This is a genomic window from Streptomyces sp. NBC_00464, from assembly GCF_036013915.1.
Classification (GTDB): Bacteria; Actinomycetota; Actinomycetes; order Streptomycetales; family Streptomycetaceae; genus Streptomyces.
The window spans coordinates 1,574,927-1,593,782 of sequence record NZ_CP107899.1 but is presented as its reverse complement, the minus strand read 5'-3'; the positions used below and the strand labels follow the sequence as shown (position 1 = coordinate 1,593,782).

The following is an 18,856-nucleotide window of genomic DNA, read 5'->3' as shown; positions in this document are numbered from 1 at the left end:
CGGCCTGATGGCCGTGCCCGTCGCGTTCTTCGCGCTGTTCTTCGCCTACCCCGTCGTCGCGATCGTCGGGCGCGGGCTCAAGGCCGACGGCGTGTGGCAGTTCGGGCGGTTCGGCGAGGTGCTGAGCCGGCCGGACATCCAGCATGTCCTCTGGTTCACGCTCTGGCAGGCCCTCGCCTCGACCGCGCTGACCCTGTTGATTGCCCTGCCGGGCGCCTATGTGTTCGCCCGGTTCGACTTCCCGGGCAAACAGCTGCTGCGGGCGATCGTGACGGTGCCGTTCGTTCTGCCGACCGTCGTCGTGGGTACCGCGTTCCTTGCGTTGCTGGGGCGCGGCGGGCTGCTCGACGAGGTGTGGGGCGTACGGCTCGACACCACGGTGTGGGCGATCCTGCTGGCACACGTCTTCTTCAACTACGCCGTCGTCGTACGCACCGTCGGCGGGCTCTGGTCGCAGCTCGACCCCCGGCAGGAGGAGGCCGCGCGGGTCCTGGGCGCCGGACGGTTCGCCGCCTGGCGCCGGGTCACCCTCCCCGCGCTCGGCCCTGCCGTGGCCGCCGCCGCGCTGATGGTCTTCCTCTTCACCTTCACCTCCTTCGGCGTCGTCCAGATCCTGGGCGGCCCCGGATTCTCCACGTTGGAGGTGGAGATCTACCGGCAGACCGCGCAGCTGCTGGCCCTGCCCACGGCCGCGGTCCTGACCCTGGTGCAGTTCGCCGCGGTCGGCGCCATCCTCGCCGTGCACGCCTGGACCGTACGGCGCAGGGAGACCGCACTGAAGCTGGTCGATCCGGCGCAGACCGCCCGCAGGCCGCGCGGCGCGGGCCAGTGGGCGCTGCTCGGCGGCGTGCTTCTGACGGTGCTGGTACTGATCCTGCTGCCGCTCGCCGTCCTCGTGGAGCGGTCGCTCGACGTGTCGGGAGGCCATGGCTTCGCGTACTACCGGGCGCTGGCGTCGGCGGAGATGAACAGCGGTACGTTCCTGGTCGCGCCGCTGGAAGCGATCGTGAACTCGCTGCGCTACGCCGTGGTCGCGACCCTCATCGCGCTGGTGGTCGGCGGACTGGCCGCGGCGGCCCTGACCAGGAAGGCGGGCCGGCTCGTCCGGGGCTTCGACGCGCTGCTGATGCTGCCGCTCGGGGTCTCCGCCGTCACCGTCGGCTTCGGCTTCCTGATCACCCTCGACAAACCGCCGCTGGATCTGCGGACCTCCTGGATCCTGGTGCCGCTCGCCCAGGCCCTGGTCGGGGTGCCCTTCGTCGTACGCACCATGCTCCCGGTCCTCAGAGCGGTCGACGGCCGGCTGCGTGAGGCGGCCGCGGTGCTCGGCGCCTCGCCGTTGCGGGCCTGGCGCGAGGTGGACCTGCCGCTGGTGCGCCGGGCGCTGCTGGTCGCGGCGGGCTTCGCGTTCGCGGTGTCGCTCGGTGAGTTCGGCGCCACGGTCTTCATCGCACGGCCCGACAACCCGACGCTCCCGGTGGCTGTCTCCCGGCTGCTGGGCCGGTCCGGGGAGCTCAACTACGGCCAGGCGATGGCTCTCAGCACCATCCTGATGCTCGTGTGCGCGGTCTCGCTGCTGCTGCTCGAACGTATCCGCACCGACCGATCCGGGGAGTTCTAGAGATGCTGACACTCGATTCGGCCACGGTGCGCTTCGGCGAGCGGGCGGCGCTGGATGCGGTGGATCTGGAGGTCGCCGAGCACGAGATCGTCTGTGTGCTGGGGCCGAGCGGCAGCGGGAAGTCGACACTGCTGCGGGTGGTCGCCGGACTCCAGCACCTGGACGGCGGGCGGGTGCTGCTCGACGACGCGGACCAGGACGGCGTGCCCGTTCATCGGCGCGGACTCGGCCTGATGTTCCAGGACCACCAGCTGTTCCCGCACCGCGACGTCGGCGCCAACGTCGCCTTCGGGCTGCGGATGCACGGCGTGAGCCGGCGCGAACAGGACCGCAAGGTCGCCGAACTCCTGGACCTGGTGGGGCTCCCCGGCGCCGAACGACGCGCCGTGGCCGCGCTCTCGGGAGGCGAGCAGCAGCGCGTCGCCCTCGCACGGGCCCTCGCCCCCCGGCCCAAGCTGCTGATGCTGGACGAACCCCTCGGCCAGCTGGACCGCAGTCTGCGCGAACGCCTCGTCGTCGAACTGCGCACGCTCTTCGCCCGGTTGGGTACGACGGTGCTCGCTGTCACCCACGACCAGGGCGAGGCCTTCGCGCTGGCCGACCGGGTCGTCGTGATGCGCGACGGACGCATCGCTCAGGTGGGCACCCCTTTGGAGGTCTGGCAGCGCCCCGCCTCCGCCTTCGTGGCCCGCTTCCTCGGCTTCGACAACGTGGTGGAGGCCACGGTCACGGGTGAGGCCGCCGATACGGACTGGGGCAAGGTGCCGGTGCCCGCCGGATCACCGCAGGGGGCCTGCGATCTGCTGGTGCGGCCGGCCGGGGTGATGATCGGCGCCCCGCAGGACGGACTGCCCTGCACCGTGGGTGCGCGCACCTTCCGCGGCAACCACGTCGCGGTGAAGCTGCAGCCCGAGCACGGGCCGGTCCTGGACGCGGAGTGCCCGCTGAACAGGACTCCGGACGAGGGCGCGCGGGTCGGTGTGACCTTCGCCGCGGCGGAGAGCGTCGTGCTGCCCGCCGTTTTCTGACCGACGCGTCGCTACCGCTCCGACAGCCGCGCGAGCGCCTCGGGGGCTTCCTCCACCGTGTCGACGAGCGCGATACGGGACTCCATCGGCCGGCCCGCCGCGAGGGCCCGGAGCAGTGGCCACGCGGGGAGTTCCCGCGTCCAGTGGTCGCGCCCCACCAGCACCATCGGCGATGGTTCGCCGCGCGACTGGTAGTAGTTCGGGGTGGTGCTGTCGAAGATCTCCTGGACGGTGCCGGCCGCGCCCGGGAGGAAGATCACGCCGGCGGTCGAGCGGGCCAGCAGGCCGTCCTCGCGCAGGGCGTTGGCGAAGTACTTGGCGATGTGGCCGGCGAACGGGTTCGGCGGTTCGTGGCCGTAGAACCAGGTGGGGATCGACACGGAGCCACCGCCGTCCGGCCAGCGCTCCCGTACGGCGAACGCCGCCAGCGCCCAGTCGGTGACCGACGGGGTGAACGAGGGTGCCGTGCCCAGGAGTTCGCAGGCCTTGTCCAGCATCGGGTCGGGGTGCGGGGCCGCGTAGGCGCCGAGGTTCGCCGCCTCCATGGCGCCCGGCCCACCGCCGGTGGCCACCGTCAGGCCGCTGCGGGCCAGGGTCCTGCCGAGGCGGGCGGCGGACGCGTACGGGGCGCTGCCGCGAGGCGTCGCGTGGCCGCCCATCACGCCGACGACCCGGGCGCCGGCGAGGAGTTCGGCCAGCGCGTCGGAGACCGCGTCGTCGTGGAGCGCGCGCAGCATCGACGCGAACGCGTCACCGTTCGACCGTGTCCGCTGGAACCAGCGGTAGGCGCGGGCGTCGGGTGTCGCCTCGTAACCGCTCTTCCTCAGCCCGTCGTAGAGCGCGTCGGGGGAGTAGAGCACACCGCGGTACGGGTCGAAGGGGAGCCCCGGCACCGGGGGGAAGACGACCGCGCCGTCCGCCCGTACCTTCTCGGCCGCGCCGGGTTCCATCCGGCAGCCGAGGAACACGGCGCCGGAGGTGTCGGCGGTCAGCAGCGCCGCGCTGCGGTCCGTCAGGTCGACGGACTGGACGCGGTGGCCCGCAAGCGAACCGGCGGCGGCCGCCGCGTCGAACTCGGCGAGCGACTCGATCTCGGTTCCGGGCGCGGGGGAGGTGTCCTCGGGGTTCTCCACGCCCTCATGCTACGGACCGGCCGGGGCCACGCCCCGGCCGGAATCCGTTCAGGCGGTCAGCGGCAGTGCGGCCAGCTCGGCGATCGCCCAGGTCAGCGGGGCGAACACGATCAGCAGCGCGGCCGCGCGCAGGGCGGTCGCCGCGCGCAGCGCCGAGGCCGGGGCGCCGAGCCGCAGCAGTGCGCGCGCAGTGTCGGCACGGGCCTGCTTCGCCTCCAGCGCCGACGTCAGAAGCGTCGCGGTGGTGCAGCCGATGACGAGCACCGCGCCGAGTGCGGTGAGCGGGCCGAAGGGGCGCGGGCCCGTCCCGTACAGCGCGAACGCGGCGATGACCGCCGAGAGGACCGCGCAGACGACCCCCAGCGGCCGGCCGATCCGCTGCGCCTCGTCCATCAGGACCCGGCCCGCCAGCAGCCGTACGGCTCCGGGGCGCACCGCCTGCAGCAGCCGCCCGCACAGGAAGGTCAGCCCCGGACCGGCCGTGGCGAGGCCGATCGCTGTCAGGGTCCATCCCACCAGTACCCAGGCGGGTGTGGCGTCGAGCTTGCCGGGGAGCGGGAAGGGGCTGCCGGTCGAACCGCGGTTCGCGTACGCCTCGACGGCGAGTCCGGCGGCGGTCAGGGCGACGCCCCAGGGGAGCCCGGCGGGCGGCGCCGCCGGGGCCGGGATCTGCTCCTCGGGCAGCAGGCCCTCGGCGTCCTCCGGCGTGCTCGCGGCCCGCGCCGGACCGTTGCGCAGCGCCAGCGCGCTCGCTGTCGCCGCGGCCGCGGGCACCAGGGTCAGCAGGACGAGGACGGCGGCCAGGGGCAGCGGGGCGTCCGCGTCGAGCAGCCCGGCAGCCGCACCGTCGAAGGGCAGCCCGGACAGGTCGCCGCGCAGGTGGAGGAAGAAGAGCAGCGCCACCATCGAGCCGAGGGTGCAGGAGATGGCGGTGGAGACCGCGGCGAGCACGCTGAGCCGCACCGGGCCGAGGCCGACGGCGGACAGTCCGGCGCGTGGCCGGGTGCTCGGGTCCGTACGCGCGACCGCGACCGCGAACTGCACCGTGGCGGCCAGCGGTACGAAGCACCACAGCAGCCGCAGTACGGAGCCGGCGGAGTGCGCCGGGTGCCCCGATGCGTAGCCGAGCGTGCACAGCAGGAGGAAGCCGACCCCGGCGGAGGCGGCCGCGACGAGCAGCCGCCGCATCAGGACCAGCGGATGGGAACCGCGGGCTAGACGGAGAGCGAGCACGCCGCGCGGCCCTCCGTGTCGGTCACGGCGGGCAGGGCGACCGTGGCGACCCGGCGTCCGTCCAGCAGCGGCACCACGCGGTCGGCGAGTGCGGCGATCTCCGCGTCGTGCGTGGCGAGCACCACGGTGATGCCGTGCGAACGGGCCGCGCTGGTGAGGGTGCGCAGGACGTGGGCGCGGTCGGTGCGGTGCAGCGTGGCGGTCGGCTCGTCGGCGAAGATCACCGAGGGTGCGGCGGCCAGTGCGCGGGCCACCGAGATCCGCTGCCGTTGGGCCTGCTGGAGGGTGTGCGGCCGCTTTCGTGCGCACATGCCGATGTCGAGGCGCTCCAGCCACTCCATGGCGGCCTTCTTGGCCTCCCGGTGCGAGGCGCCGCGCAGCAGCAGCGGCAGGGCGGTGTTCTCCCAGGTGTTCAGTTCCGGGACGAGCTGGGGTTCCGGGGCGATCCAGCCGAACTTGTCGCGGCGCAGCCGCTCGCGCAGTCGCGGGCCCATGGTGTGGACGGGGACGCTGTTGAACCACACCTCCCCCTGCTGGGGCACCAGCTGGCCGGAGAGGCAGTGCAGCAGGGTCGTCTTGCCGCTGCCGCGCGGGCCGGTCACCGCGAGGATCTCGCCGTCGCGGATCCCCAGGGAGATACCGCCGAGCGCGGGTGAGCCGTTGTGGGAGTGCTGCAGGGAACGCGCCCAGATCACGTCGTTGTCCGGCGGGGCCACCATGGCGTACACCTCGGTTCAGATCAGATATCCCGTTCCCCCGTACGGGGGAACGAAGGCGGGGCCGATCGGTCACTCGGCACCGTAAGGATTCGGATCGCGGTGTGCGCACAGCACGCGGCCCGGGTGCGCTTCTTCCCACTCGAATGGGCGCATCCGGGCCGCGTGGACCGTATGAAATGACCGCCGGCGGGCCGTCGCGGGACGGTCAAGCGGTGGTCAAGCCGGTGCCGGCCGAGGGGGCCGTCCGGGCTAGCGGTCAGAGCTTCGTCCAGGCCTCCGTCAGGACGGAACGGAGGATGCCCTCGATCTCGTCGAACGTGGACTGGTCGGAGATCAGCGGCGGGGCGAGCTGGACGACCGGGTCGCCGCGGTCGTCGGCCCGGCAGTACAGGCCGTTGTCGTACAGCGCCTTGGAGAGGAAGCCGTACAGGACGCGCTCGGTCTCCTCGTCGGTGAACGTCTCCTTGGTGACCTTGTCCTTCACCAGCTCGATGCCGTAGAAGAAGCCGTTGCCGCGGACGTCGCCGACGATCGGCAGGTCGTGCAGCTTCTGGAGCGTGGTGAAGAAGGCGTTCTCGTTGTCGAGGACGTGCTGGTTGAGGCCCTCGCGCTCGAAGATGTCGAGGTTGGCGAGGCCGACCGCGGCGGAGACCGGGTGGCCGCCGAAGGTGTAGCCGTGCAGGAAGGTGTTGTCACCCTCGTAGAACGGCTCGGCGAGCCTGTCCGAGATGATGCAGGCACCGATCGGCGAGTAGCCCGAGGTCATGCCCTTGGCGCAGGTGATCATGTCCGGCACGTAGCCGAACTTGTCACAGGCGAACATCGTGCCGAGGCGGCCGAAGGCGCAGATGACCTCGTCGGAGACGAGCAGCACGTCGTACTTGTCGCAGATCTCGCGGACGCGCTGGAAGTAGCCGGGCGGGGGCGGGAAGCAGCCGCCCGCGTTCTGTACGGGCTCCAGGAAGACGGCCGCGACGGTGTCCGCGCCCTCGAAGAGGATCTCCTGCTCGATCTGGTCGGCGGCCCAGCGGCCGAAGGCCTCCGGGTCGTCACCGAAGAGCGGGGCGCGGTAGATGTTGGTGTTGGGCACCTTGTGGGCGCCCGGGACCAGCGGCTCGAAGGGGGCCTTGAGGGCCGGCAGACCGGTGATGGAAAGGGCGCCCTGCGGGGTGCCGTGGTAGGCGACCGCACGCGAGATGACCTTGTACTTGGTCGGCTTGCCCTTGAGCTTGAAGTACTGCTTGGCCAGCTTCCAGGCGGTCTCGACGGCCTCGCCGCCACCGGTGGTGAAGAAGACCTTGTTGAGGTCGCCCGGGGCGTAGTCGGCGAGGCGCTCGGCCAGCTCGACGGCCTTCGGGTGGGCGTAGGACCACACCGGGAAGAAGGCGAGCTCCTGTGCCTGCTTGTACGCGGCCTCGGCGAGCTCGTGACGGCCGTGGCCGGCGTTGACCACGAACAGGCCGGACAGCCCGTCGAGATAGCGCTTGCCCTGGTCGTCGTAGATGTAGGTGCCCTCGCCACGCACGATGGTGGGAACGGGCGCGTTCTCGTAGTCCGACATGCGGGTGAAGTGCATCCACAGGTGGTCGTACGCGGTCCGGCTGAGGTCCTTGCTCACGGCTATCGGGTTCCCCACATATAGGTCTGCTTCTTGAGCTTGAGGTAGACGAAGCTCTCGGTGGAGCGCACACCGGGTATGGCCCGGATGCGTTTGTTGATCGTCTCCAGCAGGTGGTCGTCGTCCTCGCAGACGATCTCCACCATCAGGTCGAAGGAGCCCGCGGTCATCACCACGTACTCGCATTCGGTCATGGCCGACAGGGCCTCCGCGACGGGGTCGAGGTCGCCCTCGACATTGATCCCGACCATGGCCTGTCTCCGGAATCCCACGGTGAGCGGGTCGGTGACGGCGACGATCTGCATCACGCCCTGGTCGAGCAGCTTCTGTACGCGCTGTCGCACGGCCGCCTCGGAGAGGCCCACGGCCTTGCCGATCGCGGCGTACGGGCGGCGCCCGTCCTCCTGGAGCTGCTCGATGATTGCGAGGGACACGGCATCGACCGCTGGGGACGATCCGTTCCCTGTCCTGGAGTCTGCGCTGCGACTGGCCACGGAGCCACTCTGCACCGGGACTCGTCTGTCTCGCAACCCTCAATCGATGAAATTCGTTGTCGAGGGGCTCGTATCTCACTGAATCCGAAGTTGGCGGCGGGTGGGTATGTCGAAACCGTTACCCATGCGACTAGGCTGGGCGTCTCACCCATTGGACGTGTCGACAGGAGGGGTGGTTGTGACCACCGAGGTGCGCCGTCTGCGCAACTACATCAACGGAGAGTTCCGGGACGCCGCCGACGGGCGGACCATCGACGTGGTCAACCCGGTGACGGAGGAGGTCTACGCGACCTCTCCGCTGTCCGGCGAGGCCGATGTCGATGCCGCCATGGACGCCGCCGCAGCCGCCTTCCCCGCGTGGCGCGACGCCACGCCCGCCGAGCGCCAGCGCGCCCTGCTGAAGATCGCGGACGCCTTCGAGGAGCGCGCCGAGGACCTCATCGCGGCCGAGTCCGAGAACACCGGCAAGCCGCTCGGGCTCACCCGTACCGAAGAGATCCCGCCGATGGTGGACCAGATCCGCTTCTTCGCGGGTGCCGCCCGGCTGCTGGAGGGCCGCTCGGCCGGCGAGTACATGGAGGGCCTGACCTCCATCGTCCGCCGCGAGCCGGTCGGTGTCTGTGCGCAGGTCGCGCCGTGGAACTACCCGATGATGATGGCCGTATGGAAGTTCGCCCCTGCCCTCGCCGCGGGCAACACCGTCGTCATCAAGCCGTCCGACACCACCCCGGCGTCCACCGTGCTGATCGCCGAGATCATCGGGCAGATCCTGCCCAAGGGCGTCTTCAACGTCATCTGCGGCGACCGGGACACCGGCCGTGCGATGGTCGAGCACCGGACCCCGGCGATGGCCTCCATCACCGGTTCGGTCCGGGCCGGCATGCAGGTCGCCGAGTCCGCCGCCAAGGACGTCAAGCGGGTCCATCTGGAGCTCGGCGGCAAGGCGCCCGTCGTCGTCTTCGAGGACACCGACATCGCCAAGGCCGTCGAGGACATCTCGGTCGCCGGCTACTTCAACGCCGGACAGGACTGCACGGCCGCGACCCGCGTGCTCGTCCACGAGTCGATCCACGACGAGTTCGTCACCGCGCTGGCCAAGGCCGCCGCCGACACGAAGACCGGGCAGCCGGACGACGAGGACGTGCTCTACGGCCCGCTCAACAACGCCAACCAGCTCGCCCAGGTCAGCGGCTTCATCGAGCGGCTCCCCGCCCACGCCAAGGTCGAGTCCGGCGGCCACCGGGTCGGCGACAAGGGTTACTTCTACGCCCCGACCGTCGTCTCCGGGCTCAAGCAGGACGACGAGATCATCCAGAACGAGGTCTTCGGCCCGGTCATCACCGTCCAGTCCTTCACGGACGAGGCCCAGGCCCTTGAGTGGGCGAACGGCGTCGAGTACGCGCTGGCCTCCTCGGTGTGGACCAAGGACCACGCCCGCGCCATGCGGATGTCCAAGAACCTCGACTTCGGCTGTGTGTGGATCAACACCCACATCCCGCTCGTCGCCGAGATGCCGCACGGCGGATTCAAGAAGTCCGGCTACGGCAAGGACCTCTCCGCCTACGGCTTCGAGGACTACACCCGCATCAAGCACGTCATGACCTCGCTCGACGGCTGAGCTTTCACCTCAGCGGTACGGACTCGGCCCCCGGGCGCACTGTGCGAGTGCCCGGGGGCCGAATCCGTGGTTCCGGGGGCCGTTTCCGTACCTCCCGGCCCCCGCCCGCCCTCGACAGGGTGTGCGCACCGGGCGGGCCCCGCTGGACGGATGGTCCATTGCCCGGCGCACCCGGCGACGGGCATCCTGCGCAGGTGCGAGCGATCCCGAACCACCCCATGTCCCGCCGGTCCCTGCTGCGCGCCTTCGGGGCGGGAGCGGCCGGCGTCACGCTGGCCGGCTGCGGAGTCCCCGCCGCCTATGTGGAGCCGGGTGACCGTGCCGGACGCGACTACTCCGCAGGCGATCACTCCCTGCACTTCGCCAACTGGCCGCTCTACATCGACACCGACGACGAGGACGAGTCGAAGCGGCCCACCCTCGACGCGTTCGGCAAGCGGACCGGGATCTCCGTCACGTACACCGAGGAGATCAACGACAACGACGAGTTCTTCGGCAAGATCAGCCCCGCACTGATGAACCACCAGCAGACCGGCCGGGACCTGATCGTCATGAGTGACTGGATGGCCGCGCGGTTCGTCCGGCTCGGCTGGGTCCAGGAGATGGACCGGGCGAAACAGCCCAACGTGGCGAAGTACCTCGACCCGCAACTGCGCTCACCCGCCTTCGACAAGGGCCGGACGCACAGCGTGCCCTGGCAGTCCGGGATCACGGGTATCGCGTACAACCGCAAGAAGCTGGGCCGGGAGATCAAGCACACGAGCGATCTGTGGGCGGACGATCTGCGCGGCAAGGTGACGCTGCTGTCGGGGCTCGACGAGTCGTTCGCGCTGCTGATGCAGGGCAACGGAGTCGACATCACCCGCTGGAAGCGCGACGACTTCTACGAGATCTGCGACCAGGTGGAGAAACTGGTGAAGTCGAAGCACATCCGCCGCTTCACGGGCAACGACTACATCAAGGACCTCTCCACCGGTGACGTGCTCGCCTGCCAGGCCTACTCGGGCGACGTCATCCAGCTCCAGGCGGACAATCCCGAGATCGAGTTCCTGGTGCCGGAGGAGGGGGCCGAGCTCTGGGCGGAATCGCTCATGATCCCCAACCTCGCCCGCCACAAGCGCAATGCGGAGAAGCTCGTCGACTACTACTACGAGCCCGAGGTCGCCGCCGAACTCGCCACCTGGGTCAACTACGTCTGCCCGGTGCCGGCCGCACGCGAGGTGCTCGCCTCCTCCAAGGACGAGGAGACCGCCGCGCTCGCCGAGGACCCGCTGATCTTCCCCGACGACGCCATGCGCAAGCGGCTCGCGATCGCCCGGGACATCACGTCCGAGGAGCGCACGGAGTTCGCCAAGAAGTGGAACTCCATCGTCGGTCTGTGAAGCCCTGCCAGGGGCGGCGTAAAGGGACGGTAAACCCGGGCGTACGCTGCGGACATGAGCGAGCGACGCGGCCTGCAGAGGCGTATACGCGTGTGGTTGATCGTCTTCATCGTCTGTCTGGCACTGAGCGGGCTGACCGCCTTCCCGCTCGTCCATGAACTGCGCTGGGCCGAGGATCTGCTGAGCTCCTCGGCCTCGCCCGTCCCCGAACACCTCCCGGCTCTGATGGAGTGGATCACCCGCGTCCGCACCGGGCTCGACACGGCCGACACCGATTACCCGTTCGTGCTCTACGGCACCGACTGGCTGGCCTTCGCCCACCTCGTGATCGCGGTCGCCTTCTACGGTCCCTACCGCGATCCGGTCCGCAACATCTGGGTCATCGAGTTCGGGATGATCGCCTGCGCCGGGATCATCCCGCTCGCGCTGATCTGCGGACCGATCCGCGGCATCCCCTTCTGGTGGTCGGTCATCGACATGTCGTTCGGCGTCTTCGGGGTGATTCCGCTCCTGATCGTGCACCGCATGATCAAGCGGCTGGAGGCCATGGACCGGACGCCGCAGCCGGTGCCCGCCCAGGAAGCCGCTCCGGCGGTCTGAGCCAGTCGGCCGACGGGGCACCGAAGGCGGCCGGCCGGTGTACGGGAGCGGCCGGCCCTCGTATGCGCATGGGGCGGCGCGGTCAGCGCTTGCGTGCCACGGCGCCGAACTGGGCGACCGCGGCCCCGGCCCGGCCGGGCGCGGCACGCCAGTGCGCGCACGAGACGATGCCGGGCTCCACGACGTCGAGCCCCGCCAGGAACGCGGCGAACTCGAAGCGGCCACGGGCGGTGATCGGGGGCGTGGCGTTCTCGTTCCAGAACCGCATCGCCGCCTCGTTGCCCTCGCCGCCCAGTTCCAGCGTGGGGTGGGTGAGGACCAGATAGCTGCCGGAGGGGACCGCGTCCATCAGTGTGCGGACGATGCGCAGTGCCTCGTCCGTGTCGAGGACGAAGTTCAGGATGCCCAGCAGCATGACCGCGACCGGGCGCTCCAGGTCGAGGGTCGGCTGCGCGGCCCGCAGGATCTGTTCCGGGTGCCGGGCGTCCGCTTCGATGTACTCGGTCGCTCCTTCCGGCGAACTGGTCAGCAGCGAACGGGCGTGGGCCAGGACGATCGGGTCGTTGTCGACGTAGACCACGCGGGCGTCGGGCGCGGTGTGCTGGGCCACCTCATGGGTGTTGTCGGCAGTCGGCAGACCGGTGCCTATGTCCAGGAACTGGCCGATGCCCGCGTCACCGGCCAGATACCGCACCGCCCGCCCCAGGAACGCCCGGTCGGCCCGCGCCACTTCACCGATGCTCGGATACATGCCGGTGACCTGGTCGCCGACGGCCCGGTCCACCGGGAAGCAGTCCGTGCCGCCGAGCCAGTAGTTCCAGACCCGGGCGTTGTGGGCGACGTCGGAACGGACGCGGGCAGAAAGGGAATTGCTGCGGGGGGCGGTCACGTCTGGCTCCTTGGCGCAGGCCCGGCATCGGGGCGATGAGGTCCCGTCCATGATGCCGGACCGGTCAAGATCCGTCGCCGGTGGCAGAGTTGACGATCACTTTGTGCAGAACGTCGATCCGGTTGGTGGTGATGGAGTCCACGCCCTGCCGGATCAGCCGGCGCATCGTCCGGCCGGTGTCCGCGGTCCACGCCGACACCAGCAGCCCGTCCCGGTGGTTGCGGTCCGTCAGCTCCCGGCTCACCAGCCCGAACCGGTAGTTCAGCCAGCGGGGCCGTACGGCTTCCAGCAGTGCTGCCCGGGGCGGTGCGAGCGTCGTCCAGGTCATCGCGATCTCGGCGGACGGGTCGGCGGCCCGCACCCGCAGCATCGCCTCGGGCCCCGCGCAGTAGTAGGCGCGCTCACCGGCCCCGCACTCCCGGACCACGCCGACGGTCTTTCGTACGGACGCGTCGGTGGAGCCGGGCAGGTCGATCATGAGGCGGTGCGCCCCGGCGGCGAGAAGGGCCTCGCGCAGGGTCGGCACCGCACCCGCGGTCAGCTCGGTCAGCTCCTGATGGGTGAGCCGGTCCAGCCGCAGGTCATGACCCCACAGCCGCTCCAGCGTGGCGTCGTGCAGCAGGACCGGCACGCCGTCACGGGTGACCCGGACATCGATCTCGACCGCGTCCGCCCCCCGTTCGAGGGCGGAGCGGATCGAGGGGAGGGTGTTCTCCCGTACACGGTACGGATCGCCGCGGTGCGCGACGGCGGTGACAGGGGTGACAGTGGCCATGGGGCCATTGTCACCACCGAGTGGTCACCGACCCGTGTGCTCCAGCCAGTCCGTCGTGTACGTGTCGATCTCGGCGGACAGGGTTCGCTTGCCGGCCGCGTCGAGGAAGGACGCCTCGACGGCGTTCTTCGCGAGCGCGGCAAGACCCCGCTCGTCGAGGCCGAGGAGACGGGCAGCCACCCCGTACTCGCTGTTGAGGTCCGTACCGAACATGGGCGGGTCATCGCTGTTGATGGTGACCAGGACACCGGCCTCCACCATCTCCCTGACCGGGTGCTGCTCGATGTCCGCGACCGCTCGGGTCGCGATGTTGGAGGTGGGGCACACCTCCAGCGCGATGCGGTGCTCGGCGAGATGGTCCAGCAGCCTGGGGTCGCGCACCGAACTGGTGCCGTGGCCGATGCGCTCGGCCCGCAGCGAGGTCAGCGCGTCCCAGATCGTCTGCGGTCCCGTGGTCTCTCCGGCGTGCGGCACGGAGTGCAGGCCCTCGGCGATCGCCCGGTCGAAGTAGGGCTTGAACTGCGGCCGCTCCACTCCGATCTCGGGGCCGCCGAGACCGAAGGAGACGAGTCCCTCCGGCCTCAGGTCCACGGCGAGCCGGGTGGTCTCCTCGGCGGCCTCCAGGCCGGCCTCGCCCGGAATGTCGAAGCACCAGCGCAGGACGACCCCGAGCTCGGACTCGGCGGCCTTGCGGGCATCCTCGATGGCCTCCATGAACGCCTGCTCGGGGATGCCGCGGCGGGTGGAGGAGAAGGGGGTGACGGTCAGTTCCGCGTACCGGATGTTCTGGCGTGCCATGTCGCGGGCGACCTCGAACGTCAGCAGCCGGACGTCCTCCGGGGTGCGGATCAGGTCCACGACCGAGAGGTACACGTCGATGAAGTGGCCGAAGTCGGTGAAGGAGAAGTAGTCGGCCAGCGCCTCGGGGGCGGTGGGGACCTTGGAGTCGGGGTGGTGCGCGGCCAGTTCGGCGACGATGCGGGGCGAGGCCGAGCCGACATGGTGGACATGGAGCTCGGCCTTGGGCAGCCCCGCGATGAAGGGGTGCAGATCGGTCATCGGATCCTCCGGGGGCATGAGGTGGCGCAGGGCCCGGGCGTCGGGGGACCGGGCAGGGGACGGGAGTCATCGTAGGACGACGCGGCCCGTAGCATGACGGGCATCACGATGGGGGAGGCCCATGTCAGACAGCTCAGAACGGCCCGCTGACGGGTCCGTGCCGCGCGATCCCTGGGCTCCGCCGGGCAACAAGGTGCCGCTGGAGAAGAACGCCGGGGATTCCCGCCCGCAGCAGGACGGTGGCACCGGAAATCCCGGTCCGCCGCCCGTGCACGACCAGCAGACGGTCACGTCGATGCCGGGCCCCGGGACGGGCCCGATACCCACGGCCGGATTCGGCCCACCCGACCAGGCACAGCCGACCGGCCCCTGGCAGGGCCCGGGTTCGGCGCCGCCACCGCCGGTCGGACCGAACGGCCCCGGTCAGCCGGCGCCGCCGCCCGCGGGGCAGTACGGCTACCCGGGCCCGCAGCAGTCGCAGTACGGCTACCCGGCACCGCCGGTCCAGCAGTACCCGGGCTACCCCGGTTACGGCGGCCAGCCCGCGTGGGGGGCCGGGCCCGCCAACGGCATGGGCACGGCGGCGATGGTGCTGGGGATCCTGGCCGTCTGCCTCTTCTGCGTCTACGGCATCCCCAGTCTCATCCTGGGCGTGCTCGCGCTGATCTTCGGCATCATCGGCCGCAAGCGGGCCGCGCGCGGGGAGGCGGACAACGCCGGCCAGGCGCTGGCCGGGGTCATCCTGGGGTCGGTCGGGATAGCCATCGGCGTCATCATCATCGGAGGCCTCATCTGGCTCTTCGCCACGCACGCGGACGAGTTCGACGACGACACCTCCTACGACGACACCTACGGGACGTCTCTGGTCGTCGACGACGCACGATGAGGTCCCCGATCGTCGACGACGCGCGATGAGGTCCCCGATCGCCGACGAGGCGTGATGAGGGCGTCGGTCATCGACGCGCGGTGACGTCCCCGGTCCCGGGCGCTTCCCGGCCGGCAGCCGGGAAGCCGGGCCCGCGGGGCGGTGGGGAGAAGCCCCCACCGCCCCGCGGGCCCCTTTCATATGCCATCCGCGCCGTCCCGCAGCGTGGCCCGCGCCTCCATCAGCGCGAACCCCAGCAGATTCAGGCCCCGCCACGTCGCCGGGTCCTCGGCGCGCGGATCGTCCGCCGCGAGCCCGATGCCCCAGATCCGGTCCATCGGGCTCGCCTCGACCAGCACCCGGTCGCCCGTGCCCAGCAGGAACCCGCCCAGCTCCGGGTTCTGGCCGAACTTGTGCACGCTGCCCGCCACCACCAGCCCGTACCGCTCGCGCTCCCAGACGGTCCCGTCGAAGTCGCGGACCAGCCGGCCCACCTTCTTCGCCTCGGCCGGGCTCTTCGCCGCCACGGCCCGTTCCGCGGCCTCCGCGTCACCGAACAGCCTCGCCTTGCCGGCCATCATCCAGTGCTCGGCCGACGCGTACGTCATGCCGTCCACCGTGAACGGCGACGGCCACCACTGACTGAGGCAGCTCGCACCGATCCGACCGTCCGGGCGCGGCCGGTGCCCCCAGAACAGCAGGTACTTCACCCTCTTGCCCTGACCGGCTCGTGACACGAGTCCGCCGACATCCCGGACATCCCCGATGTGTTCCATGACACGCGAGTCTGGCATCCGCCACTGACACTACGTACGGGGAATTCCGTACCGACGCGACACATGGTCGACAGATTCCGTCGCGTAACCAAAAGGCAACAACGGAATCACTTGTTGGGCTCGATCTCCTCTGTCAGGATCGGCAGTCAAATCGAGCAGAAGCTACGCCGCCCCCGGTCTGCGGGGCAGCGGCGGAGGAGAGCGTGATGGGCAACAGCTTCCAGGTGCAGGACCGCTTTGCGGACGGCGCGCAGTACATCGGCGGAAGGCTGCGGTCCGGCACATCAGGACGCAGGCACGACGTGGTGAATCCGGCCACCGGCGAAACGGTCTACACATACGAGCTCGCCGGCACCGCCGATGTCGACGCGGCGGTAGCCGCGGCGCGCGAGGCGTTCCCCGGCTGGTCGGGGGCGACCCCGGCCGAGCGTTCCGAGGCCATGCACCGCTTCGCCGCCGTCCTTGCCGAGCAGGCGGACGACTTCGCGTACGCGGAGTCCCTCCAGTGCGGCAAGCCGGTCAAGCTCTCCACCGAGTTCGACGTCCCCGGCACGGTCGACAACACCTCCTTCTTCGCCGGCGCCGCCCGCCACCTGGAGGGAAAGTCCGCAGGCGAGTACGACGGCGACCACACCTCGTACGTACGGCGTGAGGCGATCGGTGTCGTCGGCTCCATCGCCCCCTGGAACTACCCGCTCCAGATGGCCGCATGGAAGGTCCTGCCGGCCATCGCGGCCGGTAACACCATCGTGCTCAAGCCCGCCGAGATCACCCCGCTGACCTCGCTGATGTTCGCGCAGGCGGCCACCGAGGCGGGCATCCCGGACGGCGTGATCAACATCGTCACCGGCGCGGGCAGGGATGCGGGCGAGCACCTCGTCGGCCACCCGGACGTCGTGATGACCTCCTTCACCGGGTCCACCGCCGTCGGCAAGCGGGTCGCGGAGATCGCCACCTCCACCGTCAAGCGCCTCCACCTCGAACTCGGTGGCAAGGCCCCGTTCGTCGTCTTCGACGACGCCGACCTGGAGGCCGCGGTCAACGGAGCCGTCGCCGGCTCCCTCATCAACACCGGCCAGGACTGCACCGCCGCCACCCGCGCCTACGTCCAGCGCCCGCTCTACGACGCCTTCGTCCAGGGCGTCGCCGCGCTGATGGAGACCGTCCGGCTCGGCGACCCGTTCGACCCGAAGACCGACCTGGGCCCGCTGATCAGCCACGCCCAGCGCGACCGGGTCGCCGCCTTCGTCGAGCGCGCCCGCGCCTACGCCACCGTCGTCACCGGCGGTGAGGCCCCGGGCGGCGAACTGGCGGACGGCGCCTACTACCGGCCGACCCTGGTCGCCGGGGCCGCCCAGGACAGCGAGATCGTCCAGGCCGAGATCTTCGGCCCCGTCCTGGTCGTGCTGCCCTTCGACACCGACGACGAGGGCATCGCCCTCGCCAACGACACCCCCTATGGACTCGCCGCCTCCGCCTGGACGCGCCACCTGTACCGGGCCAATCGCGCCACCCGCGAGATCAAGGCGGGCTGCGTGTGGATCAACGACCACATTCCGATCATCAGCGAGATGCCGCACGGCGGGTACAAGGCCAGCGGCTTCGGCAAGGACATGTCGGCGTACTCCTTCGAGGAGTACACGCAGGTCAAGCACGTCATGTACGACAACACCGCGGTCGCCCGGAAGGACTGGCACCGCACGATCTTCGGGGACCGATAACCCGGCCGGTCCGGCCGCATACCCACCCGAAAGGGCAACGCGTATGGAGCAGTACGAGCCCGAGCGCCTCTCCGCGGCCCAGCTGGCCGCGATGCGCCGGAGTCTGACCAACGGCAGGGGAGCCCTCACCCGCCGATCGATGCTGCGCGCCTCAGGCCTCGGCGCGCTCGCGATCGGCGGGCTGGGCACGCTCAGCGCGTGCGGTATCCCGCCCGCCAAACGTGAGGGCGACGCGGCAGCCGCCTCGGACGACCACTCGGCCAAGGAGAAGCAGGTCAACTTCTCCAACTGGACCGAGTACATGGACGTCAGCGAGGACGAGAAGCACCGGCCCACCCTGGACGCGTTCACCGAGCGCACCGGGATCAAGGTCAAGTACACCGAGGACATCAACGACAACGTCGAGTTCTTCGGGAAGATCAAACCGCAGCTCGCGGCCGGCCAGGACACCGGCCGCGACCTGATCATCGTCACCGACTGGCTGGCCGCCCGCATCATCCGGCTCGGCTGGGCCCAGAAGCTCGACCCGGCCAACCTGCCGCACGCGTTCGCCAATCTCTCGGCCCAGTTCCGCACCCCCGACTGGGACCCCGGCCGCGCCTACTCGTACCCCTGGACCGGCATCCCGACCGTCATCGCCTACAACTCCAAGGCGACCGACGGCCGCAAGGTCGACTCCGTCACGCAGCTGCTCGACGACCCCACGCTCAAGGGCCGGGTGGGCTTCCTCTCCGAGATGCGCGACTCCGTCGGCATGACCCTGCTCGACATGGGCAAGGACCCGGGCAAGTTCACGGACGCCGACTACGACGCGGCGATAGGCCGGATGCAGAAGGGCGTCGACAAGAACCAGATACGCCGCTTCACCGGCAACGACTACACCGCCGACCTCGACAAGGGCGACATCGCCGCCTGCGTCGCCTGGGCCGGCGACATCATCCAGCTCCAGGCCGGAAACCCGGACATCAAGTTCGCCATCCCGGCCGCCGGATACATCACCTCCAGCGACAACATGCTGGTCCCGGCCAAGGCGCGGCACAAGACCAACGCCGAGAAGCTCATGGACTACTACTACGAGCCCCCGGTCGCCGCCCAGCTCGCCGCGTACATCAACTACGTCTGCCCGGTCGACGGGGTCCGCGAGGAGCTCGCCAGGATCGACAAGGCGATGGCCGCGAACACGCTGATCCTCCCGGACAAGGCGATGGCCGCAAGGTCGCACGCCTTCCGCTCCCTCACCTCCGAGGAAGAGACGGCGTACGAGGAGAAGTTCGCCAAACTCATCGGCGCCTGACCCCACGCACCTCCCCTCTGATCTCCCCCTG

Annotated in this window: 17 protein-coding genes; 8 read left to right on the top strand and 9 right to left on the bottom strand. The window is 70.4% G+C overall.

The window, feature by feature from the left end:
• The first annotated feature begins 7 nt into the window (after nucleotides 1-7).
• Both OG912_RS06765 and OG912_RS06760 read left to right on the top strand, forming a co-directional pair.
• Nucleotides 8-1,621, top strand: coding sequence for an ABC transporter permease (locus tag OG912_RS06765; protein WP_327708606.1), 1,614 nt, complete (start codon nucleotides 8-10; stop codon nucleotides 1,619-1,621).
• 2 nt (nucleotides 1,622-1,623) lie between these two features.
• Nucleotides 1,624-2,649: an ABC transporter ATP-binding protein gene (locus tag OG912_RS06760; RefSeq protein ID WP_327708605.1), complete on the top strand. Its 1,026-nt coding sequence runs from the start codon at nucleotides 1,624-1,626 to the stop codon at nucleotides 2,647-2,649.
• Nucleotides 2,650-2,660: 11 nt separating this feature from the next.
• Here the strand turns inward: OG912_RS06760 and OG912_RS06755 are convergent, their stop codons facing one another.
• From OG912_RS06755 to OG912_RS06735, 5 genes are all read right to left on the bottom strand, one after another.
• The gene (locus tag OG912_RS06755; RefSeq protein ID WP_327708604.1) at nucleotides 2,661-3,782 is read right to left on the bottom strand and encodes an LOG family protein; all 1,122 of its coding nucleotides are present in this window, start codon (nucleotides 3,780-3,782) and stop codon (nucleotides 2,661-2,663) included.
• 48 nt (nucleotides 3,783-3,830) lie between these two features.
• On the bottom strand, nucleotides 3,831-5,015 hold the full coding sequence (locus OG912_RS06750; RefSeq protein WP_327708603.1) for a hypothetical protein: 1,185 nt from the start codon (nucleotides 5,013-5,015) through the stop codon (nucleotides 3,831-3,833).
• A complete protein-coding gene (locus OG912_RS06745; RefSeq protein WP_327708602.1) occupies nucleotides 4,997-5,734 on the bottom strand; it encodes an ABC transporter ATP-binding protein in 738 nt (245 codons plus the stop codon). Before OG912_RS06745 ends, OG912_RS06750 begins: the two co-directional genes overlap by 19 nt.
• A gap of 256 nt (nucleotides 5,735-5,990) precedes the next feature.
• Nucleotides 5,991-7,370: an aspartate aminotransferase family protein gene (locus tag OG912_RS06740; protein WP_326657597.1), complete on the bottom strand. Its 1,380-nt coding sequence runs from the start codon at nucleotides 7,368-7,370 to the stop codon at nucleotides 5,991-5,993.
• Nucleotides 7,355-7,846, bottom strand: a complete 492-nt coding sequence (locus OG912_RS06735) for an Lrp/AsnC family transcriptional regulator (protein WP_326739069.1) — start codon at nucleotides 7,844-7,846, stop codon at nucleotides 7,355-7,357. The genes OG912_RS06740 and OG912_RS06735 overlap by 16 nt, the downstream gene beginning before the upstream one ends.
• 178 nt (nucleotides 7,847-8,024) lie before the next feature.
• Here OG912_RS06735 and OG912_RS06730 point away from each other — a divergent pair, with 178 nt between their 5' ends.
• The 3 genes from OG912_RS06730 to OG912_RS06720 all read left to right on the top strand — a co-directional run bounded on the left by OG912_RS06730 (nucleotide 8,025) and on the right by OG912_RS06720 (nucleotide 11,446).
• Nucleotides 8,025-9,464, top strand: coding sequence for a gamma-aminobutyraldehyde dehydrogenase (locus tag OG912_RS06730; protein ID WP_327708601.1), 1,440 nt, complete (start codon nucleotides 8,025-8,027; stop codon nucleotides 9,462-9,464).
• 218 nt (nucleotides 9,465-9,682) lie between these two features.
• On the top strand, nucleotides 9,683-10,846 hold the full coding sequence (locus tag OG912_RS06725) for an ABC transporter substrate-binding protein (protein ID WP_326740796.1): 1,164 nt from the start codon (nucleotides 9,683-9,685) through the stop codon (nucleotides 10,844-10,846).
• Nucleotides 10,847-10,900: 54 nt separating this feature from the next.
• Nucleotides 10,901-11,446 carry a hypothetical protein gene (locus tag OG912_RS06720; protein WP_327708600.1) on the top strand — a complete coding sequence of 182 codons (546 nt, stop codon included), beginning with the start codon at nucleotides 10,901-10,903 and terminating at the stop codon, nucleotides 11,444-11,446.
• 82 nt (nucleotides 11,447-11,528) lie between these two features.
• On the opposite strand, the gene OG912_RS06715 is transcribed toward OG912_RS06720, so the two are convergent.
• The 3 genes from OG912_RS06715 to OG912_RS06705 form a co-directional block, all read right to left on the bottom strand.
• Nucleotides 11,529-12,335 carry an SAM-dependent methyltransferase gene (locus tag OG912_RS06715; protein ID WP_327708599.1) on the bottom strand — a complete coding sequence of 269 codons (807 nt, stop codon included), beginning with the start codon at nucleotides 12,333-12,335 and terminating at the stop codon, nucleotides 11,529-11,531.
• Nucleotides 12,336-12,399: 64 nt separating this feature from the next.
• A complete protein-coding gene (locus OG912_RS06710; protein WP_327708598.1) occupies nucleotides 12,400-13,110 on the bottom strand; it encodes a glycerophosphodiester phosphodiesterase in 711 nt (236 codons plus the stop codon).
• A gap of 24 nt (nucleotides 13,111-13,134) precedes the next feature.
• Nucleotides 13,135-14,169, bottom strand: a complete 1,035-nt coding sequence (locus OG912_RS06705; RefSeq protein WP_326739074.1) for an adenosine deaminase — start codon at nucleotides 14,167-14,169, stop codon at nucleotides 13,135-13,137.
• A 121-nt stretch (nucleotides 14,170-14,290) separates the two neighbouring features.
• Between OG912_RS06705 and OG912_RS06700 the strand changes: the two genes are divergently transcribed.
• Entirely contained in the window at nucleotides 14,291-15,055 is a 765-nt protein-coding gene (locus tag OG912_RS06700) for a DUF4190 domain-containing protein (RefSeq protein WP_327708597.1), read from the top strand.
• A 176-nt stretch (nucleotides 15,056-15,231) separates the two neighbouring features.
• On the opposite strand, the gene OG912_RS06695 is transcribed toward OG912_RS06700, so the two are convergent.
• Entirely contained in the window at nucleotides 15,232-15,810 is a 579-nt protein-coding gene (locus tag OG912_RS06695; RefSeq protein WP_327708596.1) for an NADAR family protein, read from the bottom strand.
• Between the two features lie 206 nt (nucleotides 15,811-16,016).
• Here OG912_RS06695 and OG912_RS06690 point away from each other — a divergent pair, with 206 nt between their 5' ends.
• Nucleotides 16,017-17,531: a gamma-aminobutyraldehyde dehydrogenase gene (locus OG912_RS06690; protein WP_327708595.1), complete on the top strand. Its 1,515-nt coding sequence runs from the start codon at nucleotides 16,017-16,019 to the stop codon at nucleotides 17,529-17,531.
• A 43-nt stretch (nucleotides 17,532-17,574) separates the two neighbouring features.
• Nucleotides 17,575-18,825: a polyamine ABC transporter substrate-binding protein gene (locus tag OG912_RS06685; RefSeq protein WP_327708594.1), complete on the top strand. Its 1,251-nt coding sequence runs from the start codon at nucleotides 17,575-17,577 to the stop codon at nucleotides 18,823-18,825.
• The last annotated feature ends 31 nt before the right edge of the window (nucleotides 18,826-18,856 follow it).